This is a genomic window from Pseudomonas sp. NY15372, from assembly GCF_048068215.1.
GTDB lineage: Bacteria > Pseudomonadota > Gammaproteobacteria > Pseudomonadales > Pseudomonadaceae > Aquipseudomonas > Aquipseudomonas guariconensis_A.
In genome coordinates this window covers 37,318-57,518 of the sequence record NZ_JBLUPY010000012.1, presented here as the reverse complement: position 1 = coordinate 57,518, position 20,201 = coordinate 37,318, and the positions used below count along the sequence as shown (strand labels likewise).

16 protein-coding genes and 1 other RNA gene are annotated in these 20,201 nt (G+C 59.6%); 11 read left to right on the top strand and 6 right to left on the bottom strand.

The genetic code is table 11. The features are described 5' to 3' along the window. Window positions 1–126 precede the first annotated feature (126 nt). The gene (fur, locus tag ACNFG0_RS11740; RefSeq protein ID WP_084855492.1) at window positions 127–531 is read right to left on the bottom strand and encodes a ferric iron uptake transcriptional regulator; all 405 of its coding nucleotides are present in this window, start codon (window positions 529–531) and stop codon (window positions 127–129) included. Between the two features lie 97 nt (window positions 532–628). Here fur and ACNFG0_RS11735 point away from each other — a divergent pair, with 97 nt between their 5' ends. Next, the gene (locus ACNFG0_RS11735) at window positions 629–1,159 is read left to right on the top strand and encodes an outer membrane protein assembly factor BamE (protein WP_416764931.1); all 531 of its coding nucleotides are present in this window, start codon (window positions 629–631) and stop codon (window positions 1,157–1,159) included. A 208-nt stretch (window positions 1,160–1,367) separates the two neighbouring features. Here ACNFG0_RS11735 and ACNFG0_RS11730 read toward each other — a convergent pair whose 3' ends face one another. After that, window positions 1,368–1,676 (bottom strand): RnfH family protein, encoded by a 309-nt coding sequence (locus ACNFG0_RS11730; RefSeq protein WP_416764929.1) that lies wholly within the window; start codon window positions 1,674–1,676, stop codon window positions 1,368–1,370. Continuing rightward, a complete protein-coding gene (locus tag ACNFG0_RS11725; RefSeq protein ID WP_084855495.1) occupies window positions 1,669–2,103 on the bottom strand; it encodes a type II toxin-antitoxin system RatA family toxin in 435 nt (144 codons plus the stop codon). The genes ACNFG0_RS11730 and ACNFG0_RS11725 overlap by 8 nt, the downstream gene beginning before the upstream one ends. A gap of 163 nt (window positions 2,104–2,266) precedes the next feature. Here ACNFG0_RS11725 and smpB point away from each other — a divergent pair, with 163 nt between their 5' ends. Continuing rightward, on the top strand, window positions 2,267–2,749 hold the full coding sequence (gene smpB, locus ACNFG0_RS11720) for an SsrA-binding protein SmpB (RefSeq protein ID WP_196145648.1): 483 nt from the start codon (window positions 2,267–2,269) through the stop codon (window positions 2,747–2,749). Between the two features lie 127 nt (window positions 2,750–2,876). On the opposite strand, the gene ACNFG0_RS11715 is transcribed toward smpB, so the two are convergent. Further along, window positions 2,877–3,644, bottom strand: coding sequence for an FCD domain-containing protein (locus ACNFG0_RS11715; protein ID WP_196145647.1), 768 nt, complete (start codon window positions 3,642–3,644; stop codon window positions 2,877–2,879). 253 nt (window positions 3,645–3,897) lie between these two features. On the opposite strand from ACNFG0_RS11715, the gene ACNFG0_RS11710 reads away from it, so the two are divergent. The 7 genes from ACNFG0_RS11710 (at window position 3,898) to ACNFG0_RS11680 (ending at window position 12,658) form a co-directional block, all read left to right on the top strand. After that, window positions 3,898–5,568, top strand: coding sequence for a lactate permease LctP family transporter (locus tag ACNFG0_RS11710; RefSeq protein ID WP_196155452.1), 1,671 nt, complete (start codon window positions 3,898–3,900; stop codon window positions 5,566–5,568). Between the two features lie 61 nt (window positions 5,569–5,629). Then, window positions 5,630–6,775 (top strand): FMN-dependent L-lactate dehydrogenase LldD, encoded by a 1,146-nt coding sequence (lldD, locus tag ACNFG0_RS11705; RefSeq protein WP_196145645.1) that lies wholly within the window; start codon window positions 5,630–5,632, stop codon window positions 6,773–6,775. 74 nt (window positions 6,776–6,849) lie between these two features. Beyond that, a complete protein-coding gene (locus tag ACNFG0_RS11700; RefSeq protein ID WP_416764925.1) occupies window positions 6,850–9,660 on the top strand; it encodes an FAD-binding and (Fe-S)-binding domain-containing protein in 2,811 nt (936 codons plus the stop codon). 223 nt (window positions 9,661–9,883) lie between these two features. Then, a complete protein-coding gene (locus tag ACNFG0_RS11695; RefSeq protein ID WP_196145643.1) occupies window positions 9,884–10,183 on the top strand; it encodes a hypothetical protein in 300 nt (99 codons plus the stop codon). A gap of 88 nt (window positions 10,184–10,271) precedes the next feature. Beyond that, window positions 10,272–10,663: a transfer-messenger RNA gene (gene ssrA, locus ACNFG0_RS11690) on the top strand. Between the two features lie 244 nt (window positions 10,664–10,907). After that, a complete protein-coding gene (locus ACNFG0_RS11685; protein WP_416764923.1) occupies window positions 10,908–11,156 on the top strand; it encodes a helix-turn-helix transcriptional regulator in 249 nt (82 codons plus the stop codon). Then, entirely contained in the window at window positions 11,153–12,658 is a 1,506-nt protein-coding gene (locus ACNFG0_RS11680; RefSeq protein ID WP_416764921.1) for a YfjI family protein, read from the top strand. Before ACNFG0_RS11685 ends, ACNFG0_RS11680 begins: the two co-directional genes overlap by 4 nt. A gap of 242 nt (window positions 12,659–12,900) precedes the next feature. Here ACNFG0_RS11680 and ACNFG0_RS11675 read toward each other — a convergent pair whose 3' ends face one another. Continuing rightward, complete coding sequence (locus ACNFG0_RS11675) at window positions 12,901–14,148, bottom strand: DNA cytosine methyltransferase (RefSeq protein WP_081016697.1); 1,248 nt, start codon at window positions 14,146–14,148, stop codon at window positions 12,901–12,903. Beyond that, entirely contained in the window at window positions 14,141–18,265 is a 4,125-nt protein-coding gene (locus ACNFG0_RS11670; protein WP_416764919.1) for an AAA domain-containing protein, read from the bottom strand. The genes ACNFG0_RS11675 and ACNFG0_RS11670 overlap by 8 nt, the downstream gene beginning before the upstream one ends. A gap of 879 nt (window positions 18,266–19,144) precedes the next feature. Between ACNFG0_RS11670 and ACNFG0_RS11665 the strand changes: the two genes are divergently transcribed. Both ACNFG0_RS11665 and ACNFG0_RS11660 read left to right on the top strand, forming a co-directional pair. Next, window positions 19,145–19,321 (top strand): hypothetical protein, encoded by a 177-nt coding sequence (locus tag ACNFG0_RS11665; protein ID WP_416764917.1) that lies wholly within the window; start codon window positions 19,145–19,147, stop codon window positions 19,319–19,321. A 201-nt stretch (window positions 19,322–19,522) separates the two neighbouring features. Continuing rightward, the gene (locus ACNFG0_RS11660; RefSeq protein ID WP_416764915.1) at window positions 19,523–19,867 is read left to right on the top strand and encodes a hypothetical protein; all 345 of its coding nucleotides are present in this window, start codon (window positions 19,523–19,525) and stop codon (window positions 19,865–19,867) included. Window positions 19,868–20,201: the final 334 nt, after the last annotated feature.

Here is a 20,201-nt window from a genome sequence, read left to right as displayed (position 1 = left end):
ATGAGGCTGGCGTTATACCGGTGGGAGCCGGCTTGCCGGCGATTGGGCCGGTACCAAAACGGGGCAGGACCAGAAAGCACAAAGGCGACTCGAAGGTCGCCTTTGCTTTGGGTAACGAGAAAATCGTTACTTTTTCTTGCGCACGTACAGGACCAGATTGTGATCCACCAGCTCGTAGCCGTGTTGAGCAACGATCTCTTTCTGACGTCTCTCGATCTCGGCATCCATGAATTCGATGACCTCGCCGGAGTCCACGTTGACCATGTGGTCGTGGTGGCCGCCGTCAGCCAGCTCGAATACCGCATGACCGCCGTCGAAGTTGTGGCGAACCACCAGACCCGCCGCTTCGAACTGGGTCAGTACGCGATACACGGTCGCCAGGCCGACGTCCTCGCCAGCCTCCATGAGCGCCTTGTAGACATCCTCGGCACTCATGTGACGCTGCTCGGTGGAGTCGAGCATCTGTAGGATCTTGACTCGAGGCAGGGTCACCTTGAGACCGGCTTTGCGCAATTCGCTATTTTCAACCATGGTCAGCTTTCTCGCCGATGCTGCTTCGCAGCTTCTCTTAATACGGGTATGATCGGGGTTTACGTTGTCCAGCCAAGATAGTGGAAGTCGCCCACCGATGCAAAACACCAAGCTCTTGCTAACCAGCCTCACCCTAGTGGGACTGCTCGCACTCGCCGGTTGCTCGTTTCCCGGGGTTTACAAAATCGACATCCAGCAGGGCAATGTCGTCACGCAGGACATGATAGACCAATTGCGCCCCGGAATGACCCGCCGGCAAGTAAGGTTTATCATGGGCAACCCACTGATTCAGGACACCTTCAACACCAACCGCTGGGATTACCTCTACAGCCTCCAGCCCGGTGGTGGCCAGCGCCAGCAAGAGCGCATGAGCATCTTCTTCAACGACAGCGACCAGCTGGTCAGCCTGTCCGGCGACTTCATGCCAGGCGTGAGCCGCGACCAGGAAATCCTCGGCGGCAGCGGCGACACCACCGTCAACCCAGCCACCGCACAAGGCCAGCCGAGCCAGCCGGAAGAGAAACCCGCCAAGCCAGGTTCGCTTGAAGAGTCGATCCAGAAAGAGATCGACACCATCGAGACCACGCCGGTCCCGACACCAGCACCGCTGGAAACCTCCCCGCAGTAACGACAAAGCCTTATCGGCTGCACTTGGGGCTGCTACGCAGCCCATCGCCGGCAAGTCGGCTCCCACAAGTAACGTGTCAGCCTTGAGGACAGCACTGTCCCTGTGGGAGCCGGCTTGTCGGCGATGGGCGGGCAGCGCCCCACGCCGTTAACTGACAGGCATTAGGGCAAAGCCCGGGCTTTTTTTCACAAGGCCGTTGCGCTATCGCTCAGCTGTGCCGCGCCGCCCGCGCCTTGGCTGCCCGCTGCTTGCGCACCTCCTTGGGGTCTGCCAGCAAAGGGCGGTAGACCTCCAGCCGGTCGCCCTCTTCCACCCTGCGCTGCGCAGGGTCGGCGACCACCTTGCCAAAGATCCCCACAGGGCACGCTTCCAGGTCCAGCCCAGGCACCTGCTCGGCAAGCCGAGACAGGCGTAGCGCCTCACGCACGCACGTCCCTTCAGGCACCACGCACGCCAGTAACCACTGGCGCTCGGCCGTGGCATACACGACCTCTATATTCAGGCCCGCGTCAGCCATTGAGCTGCTTGGCCCGCTGGCAAAAGGCATCGACCAGGGTATTGGCCGCCTGGTTGAACAGCGGCCCCAGGGTGGCGCGCACCAGCGGCCCGGCGTAGTCGAAGGAAAGATCCAAGCTGATCTTGCAGGCCTTCTCGCCCAATGGCTTGAACACCCACAGCCCATGCAACTGGGTGAACGGCCCCTCCTCCAGGTTCATCTCGATCGACTGCCCGGGCACCAGGACGTTGCGGGTGACGAACTGCTGGCTCATGCCGCCCTTGGCCACTTCCAGCTTCGCCCGCATGTGCGTCTCGCTGGCCTCGATCACGGTCGCGGCCGAGCACCACGGCAGGAACTTCGGATAGCTGGCCACATCGTTGACCAGATCGTAGAGCGCCTGGGCAGGGTATGGCAGCAGGGCAGAGCGTTGAATATGGGTAGTCATCCAGGCGTCACTTCCAAGACAGGGCGGCAGCGCTTCTCAGCGCTTCGAAAACAGTTCCGTTTCACAGAAACAGGCCCTGCATTGTCCGGGATTCATCCTACAGGCTCAAGCACACCTAAACCCCGTAGCCGACAACGCGGCGACTCCCTATAATGCGGCCCCTATGGCTAAGCAAAAGAAACATCCGACCGGGACCATCGCGCAGAACAAGAAAGCGCGACACGATTACTTCATCGAACACAAGTTCGAGGCCGGGCTGGTCCTGTCCGGCTGGGAAGTAAAAAGCCTGCGGGCCGGCAAGGCGCACCTGACCGACAGCTACGTGCTGCTCAAGGACGGCGAAGCCTGGCTGTTCGGCAGCCACATCACTCCGCTGACCACTGCCAGCACCCATGTCATCGCCGACCCCACGCGCACCCGCAAGCTGCTGCTGAACAAGCGCGAGCTCGAGCGCGTGGAAGCGTCCGTGGCACAGAAGGGCTACACCTGCGTGGCCTTGTCGCTGTACTGGAGCAAGCACCTGATCAAGTGCGAAATCGCGCTCGGCAAGGGCAAGAAGGAATACGACAAGCGCGACACCATGCGCGAACGCGATTCCAACCGCGAGCTGCAGCGGGCTGTGCGCAACAAGGGCAAGGACGAGTAACGCTCTTTCAGCCTGCATGGGCCTCATCGCCGGCGAGCCGGCTCCCACCTGTCACAGCGCTGTTTTCAGAAACACCGCCATACATGTGGGAGCCGGCTTGCCGGCGATTGGACCCGCAGCAACACAATCAGCGCCCGCTGCGCCGCTCCGCCCGCGCCACCCGCTGGGCCTCTTCCTGCGCTTCTTCGAGCACCTCCTGCACATACAGGATATGGCGGCTCGACACCTCCCGCGCATCCTCCGCCCGGCCCTCGACAATCGCCTGGTACAGCTCCCGGTGCTGGCTGATCAGCATGTCCCGCGTTTCTGCGCGTTGCTGGTACATGCCACCGATGTTGGTCACTACGTTGCGCTTGAGCAGGTCGAACAGGCCGCGGATGGTGTGCAGCAGCACCGCGTTATGGCTGGCCTCGGCGATCGCCAGGTGAAAGCGCGCATCGGCCGCCCCCTCCTCCGCCCGACTGACCTCGCTGGCCCGGGAGTAGCAGTCCTGCAGCGCATCGAAGGCCGCCTTGAGCCGCTCACGATCAGGCTCAGTGGCGCGCTGGGCTGCGTAGAAGGCGCATGAAGCCTCAAGGGTGTGGCGAAACTCCAGCAGGTCACGCTGCGCATCGGGGTTGCGCTCGAACAACTGCATCAGCGGGTCGCTGAAGGTCGAACCCAGCGTATCGGCGACGTAGTTGCCACCTCCCTGGCGGCTGACCAGCAACCCCTTGGCCACCAGCTTCTGGATCGCCTCGCGCAACGACGGCCGGGACACACCGAACTGCTCGGCCAGGACTCGCTCGGCCGGCAGGCGCTGCCCCGAGGTCAGCGTGCCCTCGAGAATCATCCCTTCCAACCGGTCGACGATATCGTCGGACAGGCGCCGTTGGCGGACCTGATCAAAAACCATCACATGTTCTCCACAAACCCCGCGAACACCGGGGCCGCCTATTCTCGCCGATACCGGCGACGACGACACTCATCAGTTGACGATTTTCCCTACCCGGCAGATGCCCATTCATCGACATCCGACCAAAGTTTTCCCCGAGACAAATTGACACAGCCGCAACGACGCTTTTAACCTAGCGACCAGCCATTGTAAATTGGTCTTACCAATTATCCAATGCCAGTGCCTGACCAACAACAATTAGGGGCCACCCCATATGCAAACCTGGCAACAGCTCTATAGTCCGCTTGGTAGTCTTGGCCTGTCCGCGCTAGCGGCAGTCATTCCCATCGTGTTCTTCTTCCTTGCCCTGGCCGTGTTCCGCCTCAAAGGCCACGTCGCCGGTAGCATTACCCTTGCCTTGTCGATCCTGGTGGCGATCTTCGCCTTCCAGATGCCCGTCGACATGGCCCTGGCCGCTGCAGGCTATGGCTTCCTCTACGGCCTGTGGCCAATCGCCTGGATCATCGTCGCGGCGGTGTTCCTGTACAAACTCACGGTCAAGAGCGGCCAGTTCGAAGTGATCCGCAGCTCGGTCCTGTCGATCACCGACGACCAACGCCTGCAAGTGCTGCTGATCGGCTTCTGCTTCGGCGCCTTCCTCGAAGGCGCGGCCGGTTTCGGCGCCCCGGTGGCCATCACCGCCGCGCTGCTGGTGGGCCTGGGCTTCAACCCACTGTACGCCGCCGGCCTGTGCCTGATCGCCAACACCGCCCCCGTGGCCTTCGGTGCCCTGGGCATCCCGATCATCGTCGCCGGCCAAGTGACGGGCATCGACGCCTTCCACATCGGCGCCATGACGGGCCGCCAGCTGCCCTTGCTGTCGCTGTTCGTACCGTTCTGGCTGGTGTTCATGATGGACGGCCTGCGCGGCGTGAAGGAAACCTGGCCCGCCGCCCTGGTCGCCGGCCTGAGCTTCGCCGTCACCCAGTACTTCACCTCGAACTTCATCGGCCCGGAACTGCCGGACATCACCTCGGCCCTGGCCAGCCTGATCGCCCTGACCCTGTTCCTGAAAGTCTGGCAGCCCAAACGCGCCTTCGCCGAGGCCAAGGGCAGCGTGGGTGCTGCCGTGGTCAGCAGCGGTGGCAGCCAGCCTTCCCCGTACAGCCTGGGCGAGATCTTCAAGGCCTGGTCGCCGTTCCTGATCCTCACCGTGCTGGTGACCATCTGGACGCTGAAGCCGTTCAAGGCCGCGTTCGCCGCGGGTGGCTCGATGTACGACTTCGTGTTCAACTTCGCCATCCCGCACCTGGACCAATTGGTGATCAAAGGCGCGCCGATCGCCGCCACGCCAACCGCCATGCCAGCGATCTTCAAGCTCGACCCGATTTCCGCCACCGGCACCGCGATTTTCCTCTCGGCGCTGCTGTCGATGATGGTGTTGAAGATCAACTTCAAAACAGGTCTGACCACTTTGAAGGAGACCTTCTGGGAACTGCGCTGGCCGATCCTGTCGATCGGCATGGTCCTGGCCTTCGCCTTCGTCACCAACTATTCGGGCATGTCTTCGACCATGGCGCTGGTGCTGGCCGGTACGGGCGCGGCCTTCCCGTTCTTCTCGCCGTTCCTCGGCTGGCTGGGCGTGTTCCTGACCGGCTCCGACACCTCATCCAACGCCCTGTTCAGCTCCCTGCAGGCCACCACCGCGCACCAGATCGGGGTCAACGACACCCTGCTGGTAGCGGCCAACACCAGCGGCGGCGTGACCGGCAAGATGATCTCGCCGCAATCGATCGCCGTGGCCTGCGCCGCCACCGGCCTGGTCGGCAAGGAATCCGACCTGTTCCGCTTCACCGTCAAGCACAGCCTGTTCTTCGCCACCATCGTCGGCCTGATCACCCTGGTCCAGGCCTACTGGCTCACTGGCATGCTGGTTCATCACTAAAGTGAAAGGGGTCGGGCGCCCTGGCGCGCCCGGCAACCACCCACCCACGCTGCGAGAATCCATGATCATTTCCGCCTCCACCGACTATCGCGCCGCGGCCCAACGCAAGCTGCCTCCTTTCCTCTTCCATTACGCCGACGGCGGCGCCTACGCCGAATACACCCTGCGCCACAACGTCGAGGACCTGGCCAGCATCGCCTTGCGCCAGCGCGTGCTGAGGAACATGTCCGAGCTGAGCCTGCAAACGCAGCTGTTCGACGAAACCCTGAGCATGCCGGTGGCCTTGGCCCCGGTCGGCCTCACCGGCATGTATGCCCGTCGTGGTGAAGTACAAGCCGCCCGCGCGGCGGCGGCCCATGGCATCCCCTTCACGATGTCGACCGTGTCGGTGTGCCCGATCGAGGAAGTGGCCCCGGCCATCGACCGCCCGATGTGGTTCCAGCTGTACGTACTCAAGGACCGCGGCTTCATGCGCAATGCCCTGGAGCGGGCCAAGGCCGCCGGGGTCAAGACCCTGGTGTTCACCGTGGACATGCCAGTACCTGGCGCCCGCTACCGCGACGCACACTCCGGCATGAGCGGCAAGAACGGCCCTCTGCGCCGTGTGCTGCAAGCCATGACCCACCCACAGTGGGCATGGGACGTCGGGGTGATGGGCCGCCCACATGATCTGGGCAACATCTCCACCTACCGCGGCAACCCCACCGGCCTTGCCGACTACATCGGCTGGCTGGGCGCCAACTTCGACCCGTCCATTTCCTGGAAGGACCTGGAGTGGATCCGCGAGTTCTGGGACGGGCCGATGATCATCAAAGGCATCCTCGACCCCGACGACGCCCGGGACGCAGTGAAATTCGGCGCCGACGGCATCGTGGTGTCCAACCACGGCGGCCGCCAGCTCGACGGCGTGCTGTCCAGTGCCCGCGCTTTGCCGGCGATCGCCGATGCGGTCAAGGGCGACCTAAAGATCCTCGCCGACTCCGGCATCCGCAACGGCCTGGACGTGGTGCGCATGATCGCCCTGGGCGCCGACACCGTGCTGATCGGCCGCGCCTTCCTCTACGCCCTGGCCACCCACGGCGAAGCCGGCGTGAAGAACCTGCTCGAGCTGTTCGAGAAGGAAATGCGCGTTGCCATGGTGCTGACCGGCGCCAAGTCCATCAGCGAGATCAGCCGCGACTCGCTGGTCCGCGAACTGGGCGCCTGAGCGCCCGTCCGAACACCGCCTGATTGACCGGGGCACGCAGCGCGCCAGACGCTGCGGCCCCGCGAGGAGATTGCATGAGCTTGCCCGCCGCGTTCCTGCGAGATGCCCAGCACCTGATTCCCGCCGAGCGCCGGTTCGACGACCCGACCTCGACCCTGGCCTTCGGCACCGATGCCAGCTTCTACCGGCTTGTCCCCAAGCTGGTGGTGCGGGTCGAGTCCGAGGATGAAGTGGTCGGCCTGCTGCGCCTGGCCCAGCGCGACCGCGTGCCGGTGACCTTCCGCGCCGCCGGCACCAGCCTCTCGGGCCAGGCCATCAGCGACTCGGTGCTGATCGTGCTGGGCGACAACTGGAACGGTCGCCAGATCCGCGGCCAGGGCGAGCAGATCCGCCTGCAACCCGGCGTAATCGGCGCCCAGGCCAACGCCTGGCTAGCGCCCTTCGGGCGCAAGATCGGCCCGGACCCAGCCTCGATCAACGCCTGCAAGATCGGCGGCATCGTCGCCAACAACGCCAGCGGCATGTGCTGCGGCACAGCACAGAACACCTACCACACCCTAGCCGGCATGCGCCTGGTGCTGGCCGACGGCACGCGCCTGGATACCGAAGACCCGGCCAGCGTCGCCGCCTTCGAGCAGAGCCATGCCACCTTGCTGGACGAGCTGGCCCGCCTGGGCCGCGAAACCCGCGCCAACACGGCCCTGGCCGACAAGATCCGACACAAGTACCGCCTGAAGAACACCACCGGGCTGTCCCTCAATTCGCTTATCGACTACGACCAGCCGCTGGACATTCTCCAGCACCTGCTGGTCGGCTCCGAAGGCACCCTCGGCTTCATCAGTGCGGTCACCTACGACACCGTGCCCGACCACCCGCACAAGGCCAGCGCACTGCTGGTCTTCCCTACCGTGGAAAGCTGCTGCCGTGCCGTGACCGTACTCAAGCCGCAGCCGGTTTCCGCCGTCGAGCTACTCGACCGCCGCAGCCTGCGCTCGGTGCAGGACATGCCCGGCATGCCAAGCTGGGTGAAAGGCCTGTCGGCCAATGCCTGCGCCCTGCTGATCGAGTCCCGCGCCGCCAGCCGGAACCTGCTGCACGAGCAGCTTGATCAGGTGATGGCCGCCATCGCCGAATTCCCGCTGGAGCAGCGGGTCGACTTCAGCGAAGACCCAGCGGTGTACAACCAGCTATGGAAAATCCGCAAGGACACCTTCCCCGCCGTCGGTGCCGTGCGCCAGACCGGCACCACGGTGATCATCGAGGATGTGACCTTCCCCATCGAACAGTTGGCCGAAGGCGTCAACCGCCTGATCCAGCTGTTCGACAAGCACCACTACGACGAAGCGATCATTTTCGGCCATGCCCTGGAGGGCAACCTGCACTTCGTGTTCACCCAAGGCTTCAACACTGCCGAGGAAGTGGCGCGCTACCAAGCCTTCATGGACGACGTGGCGCAGTTGGTGGCCGTGGAGTTCGGCGGCTCACTCAAGGCCGAGCACGGCACCGGGCGTAACATGGCGCCCTTCGTCGAGCTGGAGTGGGGGCATGAGGCCTATCAACTGATGTGGACGCTCAAGCGCCTGCTCGACCCCAACGGCATCCTCAACCCTGACGTAGTGCTCAGTCAGGACCGGGATATCCACCTCAAGCACCTCAAGCCCCTGCCGGCTGCCGATGAAATCGTCGACAAGTGCATCGAGTGCGGCTTCTGCGAGCCAGTGTGCCCGTCCAAGGGGCTGACCCTGAGCCCACGCCAACGGATCGTCATGTGGCGCGACATCCAGGCGAAGCAACGCGCCGGCATCGATACCCGCGAGCTGATGCGCACCTATCAATACCAGGGCATCGACACCTGCGCAGCCACCGGCCTGTGCGCCCAGCGCTGCCCGGTGGGCATCAACACCGGCGAGCTGGTGAAGAAACTGCGCAGCCAGGCTGCCGAACACGGCAAGACTGCCGACTGGCTGGCGGAGAACTTCCACACCGCCCTGCGCGGCGCCCGCCTGACGCTGGCCGCCGCCAACGGCGCGCGCAAGCTGCTCGGCGCCCCGCGCCTGGGCCGCCTGAGCGCCACCTTGAGCAAGGCCAGCAAGGGCCGCCTGCCCCAGTGGACCCCGGCCATGCCCCAGCCGCTGCGCACCGTCACCCCGCCTCCGGCGATCAACGATGCCCGACCGCGAGTGGTGTACCTCGCTGCCTGCGTCTCCCGGGTCATGGGCCCGGCTGCCGGCGACAGGGAGCAAAGCTCGCTGCTGGACAAGACCCGCGCCCTGCTGGAAAAGGCCGGCTACCAGGTGGTATTCCCGGACAATCCCGACAACCTGTGCTGCGGCCAGCCATTCGCCTCCAAGGGCTACCCCGAGCAGGCCGAACACAAGCGCCAGGAACTGATCAACGCCCTGCTGCATGCCAGCCGCGGCGGTCTCGACCCCATCTACTGCGACACCAGCCCCTGCACCCTGCGCCTGGTCCAGGACCTGGGCGACACCCGCCTGGACCTGTACGACCCAGTGCGCTTCATCCGCACTCACCTGGTCGACAAACTGGAGTTCACCCCACAGCCCGAACCGGTGGCCGTACACGTCACCTGCAGCACCCAGCACCTAGGGGAAAGCCAGGCACTGATCGACCTGGCCAGGTTGTGCAGCCAGCAAGTGGTGATCCCGGAAGGCATCCATTGCTGCGGTTTCGCCGGCGACAAAGGCTTCACCACACCGGAGCTCAACGCCCATTCCCTACGCACCCTCAAGGATGCGGTGCAGCAGTGCAGCGAAGGCATTTCCACCAGCCGCACCTGCGAAATCGGCCTGTCGAGCCACAGCGGCATCGACTATCACGGGCTGGTGTACCTGGTGGATCGCGTTACCCGACCGCGTCCTCTGTAATCCCTCCCGACGGCCCTGCCCGGACTTTTTCCATACCGGGCCCGGCCCAATCGCCGGCAAACCGGCTCCCACAGCCTCTAAAAACAACGCAGGACAGGTGGGAGCCGGCTCGCCGGCGATTCGAGGGCGCAGCCCTCCCCTGCACCTCGATTGAACCCTCGCCAAACCCTGGGAGTCCACCCTTACAGGCCCACCTACCAGAGGCCATCACGAGGAGACACCCATGAAAGGTACTGCGCTTTCCGCCCTGTTCGCGGCCGCGACCCTGCTGGCCTCGCCGGTGTTCGCCGCCGAGGACCTCTGCACCATCAACCTGCAGAAAATCGATGACAACATGGCCACCGTCGGCGCCACCTCCGAAGGCCTCGACAAAGCCATCACCGAGCAAGTCGACAAGGCCAAGGCAGCCCAGGCCGCCGGCGATACCAAGGAATGCATCGCCGTCACCACCAAGGTCCTCGAACGCATGGAAAAAACCGAGAAAGGCAGCGGCTCGACCGGAGGCACCGGCAGCGGCACCTGAAGCCCCGGACTACAGCAGTCGACGCAGCCCATGCAAAGGCGTATACTGCGATCACGTGTCGAAAGGCACGTCAGCTAGAGCTGAGTGTGGGGCCGATCAGGATTCGACGCCGGTAGCGAAACTCTAGGTGCATGCCGAGTTGGTAACAGAACTCGTAAATCCACTGTTGCAACTTTCTATAGTTGCCAATGACGAAACCTACGAGGGCTACGCTCTCGCTGCGTAAGCAGCTGAGCCCGCTCTCCTGGTAGCTTCGGCTCCAGCAATCACCAGGGGATGCCTGTAAACCCGAAGTGATTGTCATACAGAACAGGATCGTCGTGTAGCACGTTGTGGGCAAAGCGACTAAAACTTACACAACTCGTCCAAAGCACCCTGCCCGTCGGGCGGCTGCGGATTAACTCAGTAGACACGGCTAAGCATGTAGTACCGACAGCGGAGTACTGGCGGACGGGGGTTCAAATCCCCCCGGCTCCACCAAATCATCCTTACAAATCAGGCACTTAGCGAATTTCGCAAGTGCCTTTTTTGTGCCTAAATGGGTTGTTTTGGCTCGGTAATGCCAGCTTTATGACAGCCTTTCTAGCCCATTCCACATCTGCGGCTAAGCCCCCATCGCATCAACCGTCATTGCGTTTTCCGACGATTTTTCGGTTTGAAATCGAGCCACAGCGGTCTGGCAGGGGTATTAAATCTGTGTCGGCTTACACACAGAGACCCACACATGCCGACACATGCCCCCAAGAAGTACCTGATCAGTCACGCCTCGCTGCAGCACTGCTTTGACAAGAGCCGCTCTGGCCTCGAGAAGCTGCGCAAAAGCGACCCCAGCTTCCCTCGCCCCATCAAGTTTGGCCCGAGCAAACAGGCTGGCGTTTACTTCGTCGTCGCGGAGATGGAAGCCTGGCTGGAGAGCAAGATCAGCGAGCGTGATGGAGTCACTCGGGCTCTCTCTGAGAGAGATGAGCAATGACCACTCACGAGCAGATACCGTCGTTCTTGGCGGAAATGCCCGAGGCAGCACGTGCCTCATATCTGAATCCAAGCATTTTGCCAAAGCCGCTGCCGAGTGGGTTGGCCAGGGTTATGCCCTGGCGTGGAGAGCTACTGCCTGCTGTTCTTCAAGAATACGTTCAGGATGTCGCTGAGCGCACCCAGTGCCCGCCGGATTTTGTTGGGGTCGCGCTTGTAGTTGCTGTCAGCGCCGTGGTCGGGCGCAAATTCACCATCCACCCGAAACAGCATGATGATTGGACTGTCGTTCCCAACCAATGGGGAGTCATCATTGGACGGCCGTCTGCGATGAAAACACCAGCGCTCAAGCAAGCGCTTCGTCCTTTGGACGCATTGGAGACAAGAGAGCGAAATCAGCACTCCATGGCGTTGGAGGACTACAGGACCAACAGTGAGCTGCTCGACATCGAACGCAAGGCTGCTAAGAGCAAGGCCACGAAACTTGTAGGCAGCGGCGACAAACTTGGAGCGCGGGAGGAACTCACCAAGGTTTCGAGTGATGTGCTGCCTCCAGTGCAGCGTCGTTACACCGTCAACGACTCAACGGTAGAAAAGCTCGGTGAGCTGCTCAACGAAAATCCAAACGGCCTGCTGCTAGTACGCGACGAGCTCGGGGGCTGGCTCGCAACAATACAGAGTGAGGACGGCTCAGTGGCACGCGCTTTCTACTTGGAGTGCTTCGATGGCAACGGCTCATTTACCTACGATCGTATTGGACGAGGCACCCTGTTCATCGAGTCATGTTGTTTATCGCTGATTGGCGGAATTCAACCCTCACGAATCGCATCCCTCGTGAACGCCGCGATCAGCGGCGAAGTGGATGACGGCCTGATTCAGCGCCTACAGCTCGCCGTCTATCCCGACGACATCCGTGAGTGGCGTCTGGTCGATCGCTGGCCGAACCAAGCTGCCGCTAAGAACGTAGAACAGATTATCGACCACCTCGACCAGCTCCCATCCGAGCCTCGTACTGCGCTCAGGTTCAGCCCAGAAGCACAGGAAATATTTAACGCCTGGTATACACGTCATATGCAACAAAGCCGGAGCGAAGAACTTCACCCAGCGTTGCAATCACATTATCTGAAGATGCCACAGACCATTGCGGGATTGGCCCTACTGTTCGAACTGGTCGAAGGTGGACAGGGAGCCGTGGGTACAGAGTCCACGTCCCGTGCCATTAACTGGGCGATCTACCTGACGAGCCATGCCCTGCGGCTGTACGGCGCAGCAATAAACGCCCCACTACTCGGTGCCAGGTTGATCCTGGAACGTATACAGAAATTACCCGAACCGTTTACCGCACGCGAGGTGCGCCAGAAAGACTGGATGGGATTGGGATCTCAGGACGCTGTGAGCAAAGCACTCGCTGTTCTGGCTGAGCACGACTTGATCATTGGCTACGAGGTGGCCGGAGAAAAAGGTGGCCGCCCATCAACACGCTACATTTGGCGAAAAACGTAGCCTCGACCCAACCGGTTACTAAAGGCCGGTAGGGCAACCTACAGAACCTACGAAACTAAGTTCTGTAGGTTTTGTAGGCACTCTTTTCCTGGTAGGGAGAAGTAACCAGCGCCCAAATGGACGTACCTGAGCGCTTGGGGCAGCTGCCAGTGCTTGCGAACCGGCCGCTCTGAACCTGTCGAATCAGGCCGGTATCGGCTGAAAGCGGAAATATGGAGCGTGCCATCCGAACTCTACCTCCATTAGCGCCTAATTTTGGCGCCTGGTCCTTTTCCCGCACCAGGATGAGGAGTGTTGTCTAATAGAACTCCTTTGAAAGCGCCCGGGACTTCCCGAACCGGCTCAGCCTCAGGGCAATTGAGACCCTCCTTCGGGACATATCTCGTAGCGTCCAGTAGCAGTCCGTCGAAGCATTGAGCACGCAACGCCACTGCAACTGATGCAGCGAGAGCCGGAGGTACAGCGTTTCCTATTTGCCCCTGAGCAAGCCTGTAGGCAACGGGCCATTGATAATTAGCTGGAAAAGTCTGGAGTGCAGCCAACTCCGCCACAGAAAGCCTACGGCTATCCCAATGAAACGGCCCGGTTGCAGGGCCAGGGCTGGCAGCCACAGTCCAAGCAGGTTTGTTCTTTGCCAGCTTCAAAAGGAAAGACCAGTAACGACGGCGCCAACCGAAGATTGGATGCCCCCCCCCCCTGTCCGTGTGCCATAGATAGTTATGGCCTTCGGGAATCGAAGGTAAGAGGCCTGCCCATTTGCCGCTTGGTTGCAAATATTCCAGCTCTTCCTGACCAACGCTCAGATGGCCAATAGCATCCCAGCTAGTCCGCCATCTTGGGCGCTCATCTCCGGCCAACCCCACCTCAAAGTGAGATGCGCTCGGAGGGACGAATCGCTCCCCAGACCGGGCTGCAACGATAAATAGCCTCTCGCGAGCTTGCGGCACACCAAAATCTAAAGCGTTCAGCACGCACATCACTGGACGGTATTTCGTCCCGTGAGCGCGGTTAATCGCAGCAAATCTACGACTAACGTAAGATGCCCCTGAACTCCGTCCTGCAGCCAACCCGCTTACGTTCTCGATTAGCACCGCATCTGGCAAGAAGTGCGCTACAGCATCTAACATTGCCGTGAGCGTCTTTGCGCGAGGATCCTTCAGCCGCGAAACCTTACCTGCGTGCCACAGAGCGGCCTTAGAAAATGGCTGGCACGGCGGCCCACCAAAAAGTAAGCCAACGTCTCCTCTCTTCAAACCAGATTGTTCCTCAATCTGTTCAACAGAGAGGTCATGAACATCACCCGGCTCAGCAAGCTTGTGATCAGGCCAATTTGCAGCAAGAGTCAGTCGCGCGTAAGGGTCAGCCTCAATGCTCAGTGCTGGATCGAATCCAGCTTCTCGCACTCCGAGGTCAAGACCGCCCGCACCGGTGAAGAACGAGAGCGCTGGGATGGACGGCACTCTCGATTTTGCGGCCCCCCCGTTATGCATTGAATTCATCTCGCGCCTCTGGGGAGTAAATGACTGCATGCGAGCCCCCAATGTCCACCTCTCCTACTACGCGTTTGCACAACTCTCTAATAGCTTTCCAAAGCATCGCTGACTCATAGTTTTCTAGATCTGCCGGCACGTTATCCAGAAGAGATTTCGCGCATACCACAATGAGTCGCTCCTGCGTTCGAGAGAACGCAACGTTGGCGCGATTCAAATCCAAAATGAAAGCAGCATTCTTCGTGATGGCGGCCGTATCACTTGCGGTGGCCGACACGATTACGACCGGGCACTCACCACCTTGCATCTTCTCCACGGTATCAATGCGAAGAATTTCATCGCGCATACCGAGTTGCTGTGTCAAAAGGCTGCGCTGCGCGCGGTGCGGCGTCATCACCACCACACTACGTGGATGATGCTCATTCTTGCTCTGAAGAATACCGTCGATTATCTCAACTTCCAGCGGGTTTGCCTTTACCGAACTTTGATCGTCATGCACGACAAGATGCAGACGCTCAGAGTCTGTCCAGATTGCGCTCCATGGAGACCCAGTAACGACTTCGTGCGCGAGTTCTTCCTCTCGCCCCCTACCTTCCAATCGAATGTCGTCACGTTGGTAAACAGGATTGATGAGATGGCGGACGACCTCTGGAAGTCGGAAGGTGAACGTAAGTGAAGATAATACAACCTGATCGTCTGCAACTCGGCGGCGGACCTTGATACCGCGCACGGCCTCATAAGCACTGACATACGGCTGATACACAGTAACTGGATATCTGTCCTCCTCCTCCCAATTGTGCGCAACGATTGGTGCAAGCTGCCTATGATCTCCCGCGAGCATTATTTGGCCGTCTTCAGCGAGAAGGGTCGTCAGCGCGAGGAAGTGAGCGAGCACCATCATGCTGGCCTCGTCGACGATAAGCAGATTGCTCTGGAATCCCGCGGCTCGTCGTCCGAACGCAGCTGAGGCGTCTAAACTTGTTGCCAACTTCAATAGTGCAGTGGTCGTTCCACCGATGATGGCAATGCCATTCGCCTGAGCATCTCTCAGTGTCCGTACTGCTGCATTGCTGCGGAGTTCAGCGATGCCTACCAAGTCTGCTCTTGGGTCAACCCGGAACAGGTGAACCGGCAATGTCGCTAGACCCGCTGCATCAAATGCGCGTTTCAAAGGGTCGATGGTTGCCGAAATGCGGAGCATGAGTTCATCAACGGCTGTATGCGTCTGCGCACCAATCAAGACGATAGCGCCAGCACCAAGGCTGGTCCAGCAGCGCGATAAAACGCTAGCTGCAGTAGTTTGAGTTTTGCCAGTACCTGGAGGCCCCTGCAAGAGTTGAATTCGTGCAGAAATCCCCTCAACAACAGCCCGCTGCTGGTCACGCATCAATTGGTGGCCTTGCAAAGTGCGGAAGCCGTCCAGCGCAGAAAGTAGGCGTTGAGTTGATAACTCTGCTAGAGCTTCCTGTGTCGGTACGCGGGGATTTGCGGTATCCAGCCACTGGTACGTGTGATGAGCAGGAATCGTGGTAAGTCTGGCATCGGCCTTTGGCGCCACGAAATCACTAATGCTTTCGTCCAGCGTAGCGAACGCAAAATCAACCCTGTTGGCCGATTGGCTAGCAGCGATGTACCGGCCAGCTTGCGAATATAGTGGGGAAAGTCGAACTATGCCGTTCACCCAATCAATATCTTCCACTACGCAGGTCGAACCACCAAAAAGTAACTGCCTCATTGTCTGGCCGACTTCCGGGTCTCCAGAATGAGGACTCAGTCGCGCGAACTCTGATCCGCTATAAATGTTCCGCAGCGTGGCCAGATCAGTTCCATAAGTTGCAATGTCAATCTCGGCTGTTAACTCGTTTCCTCCAGCAGACTCCTGCAAGTTTCGCAGGGGGAGAGTGATTCCTTTAGCCACGCGATTTGAGGCCGGAACCATGTGCGTTGACAACCATTCGGCAACCTTTACATGGTGATCCAACCGCAAGAAGTCCAACGCAGCTTCTGCCGGCGTTGCGATGCCTAGGTTGAATTGCCTCAGTGCAACGACATCGAGCCGCGGCTTAGAAATTTCGTCGTTGTGAGGAAGGAACCACTCTACCCACCGCATGGCATGCAGGCGTGCTTGCAGAAGCCCCTGTAGAAAATTGGGTTGAGCGGCTTCGTAGTAGCGCTCAAGCTGGCCGCGTTGCTGAGCATCTTCTGCAGTTTCTGGCCGGGGAAGGGTGCGCCAGTATGCCCTCCAGTATGGAGCGCTTAGAGAATCAAAGAAGCGACTCCTGATTTCGAAATGATACGCAACCTTGTCCGGATCGCGATCACGCGCCCACTCATTGTCGGGCCGAAGCTCGAGCTGAGTTTTGAAGTCAAAGAGGTCTTGGCGGAAAACCCAGTCCAGCTTCACGGGAGCACGATTTATTGTCCGAGTCCAATGAAACCTCTCGCCGTACCATCTCAATGAAGTCAGGACCGACAGGCCACGACCAGTCCAACCCAATGCGAGCTGTTTGTCAGCCTCTTCGCCAACACAAGAGAAGATCAACTGATCAAGAGGTTCTCTGCACCCCATCAGCTCCTGAAGACTCCGCAGGAGTCGCGTGTCTGACCGGAGGCACGCCTCAATCAGCTGCGACATCTCGGCCCGAGACCACACGTAGAAATGGATGGAAGCTTGCCTTTCCGGAGCAATGTCCGTAATCGCGTTGATCATTTCATCAAAGAAGCCTTGTAGTAGCTCTGCTTCTTGTCCTGTAGCTACGTCATGGTTGCTAGACCAGGGGGCAGCGCGTGTTCTAATGACATCTCGGAACTCAGCAAGGTCTCTTTGCTGGTAGATGGGCCTTCCATCTTCTCCAACAGCACCCGTCTTGAGCCGTTCGACTATCGTTGCTTCCGGAGCCCAACGCCCATTCTCGTTGCGGAACGGTGTATGAAGCTGCCACCGGCTCGTTGTGATGTGAGCAGCTAAAGAACCGATCCGGTTCTCAACGTAGTCATAATGAACGCCAAGATAGATACGAACTACCGGACGTCCTTGCGCCTCGAATGGCGGCAGTTGGCTCTGAACGCGCCACGGAAGTCGGGCAACGGGGTAGTCTTCTGGATCATGCTCTCCGTTCGGCAGAGTTGTCCTGCGAGTTCGCGCGAGTGCCTTAAGCATGGACAGATTGCCTGAGAACCCTGGAGAAGTTCGGCATCCATGCGCTGCTTGCGAGTCAAGATCCAGCTCCGCTAGATGATCGATATTCTCGATACCATTGCTCTGGAGGACCCGAGCTGCAGATGAGTCGATTGCGACCAGCTGCATAGCGCGCGAGCGGCCAGCTTCGGGTAGGCAGACTACATTGAACTTGCAGTGATCGCACTTGGACTCAATCGAATATGGCAGATCCTGTAAATCCTTAGAAAGAACGGCATCCATCTGCCCTCCCTCTTCGAGGAGCCGGATGACATCGGAGGTTTCGACTTCCAAATCAAGCGCAGGCAACCCGCGGACTGCCTGAACCTCTTCAGTGCCTTCGTCAATTCTTGCGACAACGGCTTCGATCGAGTTTGCGTCGACACCAGCCCCGGCGATCTCAAGCCCATGTTCCTCTACGAGCTTTCGGACCAGCAATCTGTATACGGCCGCCTGAATTCGCTGGTACGTCCTGTCCTTCCGCGACGCTTTACATTCAACCAGGCGAATCCGCGGGACTAGGTTGTCCCATTCAACGATTACGAAATCGATCCGACCGAGTACCGCGAAGGTGCCCACGATTCCGTGTACATCCAGCTCGCGTCCAAACACCAGCTCCCCCGGCTCCAGCGCTCGTAGCATCTCTGTAAACGCCTGCCAAGTCGTTTTGGTGTCTTCTCCAGCATCTCGCCGGGCGCGAAACCGAGTCAGGTCAACAAAACCCTCACCGACCAAGCCATCATCAACTTCGTCCTCACGATCGGCGCCCGCAGTACGCAAGACTGGATCGAGTGGGTTAAATAGACGGTTATAGAAGGGCAGATCGCGCCGCAACTGTTGCTCATCCTTTCCGAGTTTCAGGCGACGAGCACAAGAATGGTGTCGAATATACTCCCCGATATCCGTGACCTTTAGGGATACGTGGTCGGCATCTGGCATGTCGTTATCCTTATTAAAATTTCCTTGGGCAGATTTGCGTATTGCCCCTTCTGGACACAAGCTTGAATCGCCCCAGCTTTCCAAGACACTTTTTAATGGCTACTTTTGGCCGCAAGCAGCCACCTTCGGCGGCCATTCTCGACCGGCTCGGTCTACCGATCACTATCTGACTATCCTGAGCACGTCACCGTCGTCATTTGCTGCCCGTTCACCGTACTGGCCCTGCGCTCAGGAAAACACACCGTCATCTGCCGTCCGTTTCTCGTCGCAGCCGGAGCCTAGCATTTATATATTTGATGCCAGATCGTCGTCTGACGCTGGTTTGTCGCTACCACTGGGTCTTCCCCGCGAACAGATTAACCCCTCAGGGACGACATCATACTGGGATCACCCCTTCACAACGCTAATTGTCTGGAAAAACCTCGTAAAAACGCTGAAGCCCAGTATTCATGAGGCTTGCAGCCACAACACCCCTTCACGACACCTCTTCGCAACGCCAATTGCCCGGCTAAAGCCCATGAAAACGCTCAAACCCAGTATTCATGCGGCTTGCGGCCACAACACCCCTTCACGACACCTCTTAGCGACACCCCTTCGCAACGCCAATTGCCGGGGCGACACCCGTTAAAAGCCATAAACCCAGCAACCATGCGGGCTGCAGCCACGACACCCCTTCACGAAACCCTATCCAGCAAATCGGTAAGTTTCTCTATGGGAGGTGAAGCGTCAGACTCCCATAAGCAATAGATGTGAGGTGAGCCCGGTTTTTATGATGTGTCGCGAAGCGGATGTCAGGGCTACCCAAAAGCGCCTGGTCAGAGATTTGGGTTTTGCGAGATCGAGCGGAGACTGTGCTCACCTATATCGAGGAGCACTACCATGGATCTGCTCGCCACCATTGCCAACCTGATGTCCTCAATCGTCCAGCCGCCAAAACCGCTGTACTCCACGGTGGTATATCCCACCCAGGGGAAAGCAGTCGTGCTGCATGACGGTCTCAACATCCACAGTGAGCGCATGCCCATCAGCACGGGAGAAGAACATGGACCGGTTTGAGCTACTAATCTATTCAGTGTTCGGCGTGCTCTGCGCCTTGGGGGTAACAGCCGCGATTGGTTACAGGATCGCCGCTTACTTGGACAAGCAGCACGTCAACAGCAAACATAGCGAAACACGCCCGAACTCGACTGCTGATTAATTGAATCAAGGGTGCCATCAGGTCACGAAGGATGCGCCCAGGTCAAGGAGGATGACATCGTGAGCAAAGTAGAATGCCAGTGCTGTAAGAGGATGATGGTTCCGAAAGTGATCACCAGCGCTCCGCTTTACGTGAGTGGAGTTCCCCTAGGGGGTGGTGATCCTGAGTCATCTGTATGCCCCTTCTGCCTTTCGCCAAAGTGGATGCTTACTGAGCGCCAGGCTTTGGCCGCGGGAAGGGCCAACGTAGAGTTCTACGGCATCATGGTTCTCGCCCTAGTAAACATCGTTGCCTTCGTCCGTTTCGGCGAACTGGCGGGCGGTATAGCGCTTGCGGTGTCAGTCGCAACCGTTTTCATGCGCCCCATGATGATTCGAGCCTTGCGCCGTCGCCTGGGCCGTTAAACGAGCCAGTTCTCCACAGGCGACCGGAATGCTACCTAAGCTGAGAATACCGCCGGGGTAGAATTCGCACGAACGTCGCTACTGCCCGACAGCATGTAAAACTGCGTCGTTACTGGGTCATTTGCTCACGGATTATAAGTACTATGGTGTTACTGGCCCCTATATGGCGAGCGGTAGCCCGAATCCCCATGCCTCTCCGAGCAGTTCACCAACGCGCTGACGCAGCCCCCCTTCCAGGCTGCCCTTTTAAGCACCGAAGGTTTGCCCCTCCAAGGGTGAAGGTTTCAGGTTCAATTCCTGTCTGGGACGCCATATTTTTAAAAGGCCTGCAGCC

Bases quoted from the DNA above. Each gene is read 5' to 3' on its own strand.
- fur (WP_084855492.1), bottom strand. From the start codon at position 531: ATGGTTGAAAATAGCGAATTGCGCAAAGCCGGTCTCAAGGTGACCCTG.
- ACNFG0_RS11735 (WP_416764931.1), top strand. From the start codon at position 629: ATGCAAAACACCAAGCTCTTGCTAACCAGCCTCACCCTAGTGGGACTG.
- ACNFG0_RS11730 (WP_416764929.1), bottom strand. From the start codon at position 1,676: ATGGCTGACGCGGGCCTGAATATAGAGGTCGTGTATGCCACGGCCGAG.
- ACNFG0_RS11725 (WP_084855495.1), bottom strand. From the start codon at position 2,103: ATGACTACCCATATTCAACGCTCTGCCCTGCTGCCATACCCTGCCCAG.
- smpB (WP_196145648.1), top strand. From the start codon at position 2,267: ATGGCTAAGCAAAAGAAACATCCGACCGGGACCATCGCGCAGAACAAG.
- ACNFG0_RS11715 (WP_196145647.1), bottom strand. From the start codon at position 3,644: ATGGTTTTTGATCAGGTCCGCCAACGGCGCCTGTCCGACGATATCGTC.
- ACNFG0_RS11710 (WP_196155452.1), top strand. From the start codon at position 3,898: ATGCAAACCTGGCAACAGCTCTATAGTCCGCTTGGTAGTCTTGGCCTG.
- lldD (WP_196145645.1), top strand. From the start codon at position 5,630: ATGATCATTTCCGCCTCCACCGACTATCGCGCCGCGGCCCAACGCAAG.
- ACNFG0_RS11700 (WP_416764925.1), top strand. From the start codon at position 6,850: ATGAGCTTGCCCGCCGCGTTCCTGCGAGATGCCCAGCACCTGATTCCC.
- ACNFG0_RS11695 (WP_196145643.1), top strand. From the start codon at position 9,884: ATGAAAGGTACTGCGCTTTCCGCCCTGTTCGCGGCCGCGACCCTGCTG.
- ACNFG0_RS11685 (WP_416764923.1), top strand. From the start codon at position 10,908: ATGCCGACACATGCCCCCAAGAAGTACCTGATCAGTCACGCCTCGCTG.
- ACNFG0_RS11680 (WP_416764921.1), top strand. From the start codon at position 11,153: ATGACCACTCACGAGCAGATACCGTCGTTCTTGGCGGAAATGCCCGAG.
- ACNFG0_RS11675 (WP_081016697.1), bottom strand. From the start codon at position 14,148: ATGCATAACGGGGGGGCCGCAAAATCGAGAGTGCCGTCCATCCCAGCG.
- ACNFG0_RS11670 (WP_416764919.1), bottom strand. From the start codon at position 18,265: ATGCCAGATGCCGACCACGTATCCCTAAAGGTCACGGATATCGGGGAG.
- ACNFG0_RS11665 (WP_416764917.1), top strand. From the start codon at position 19,145: ATGGATCTGCTCGCCACCATTGCCAACCTGATGTCCTCAATCGTCCAG.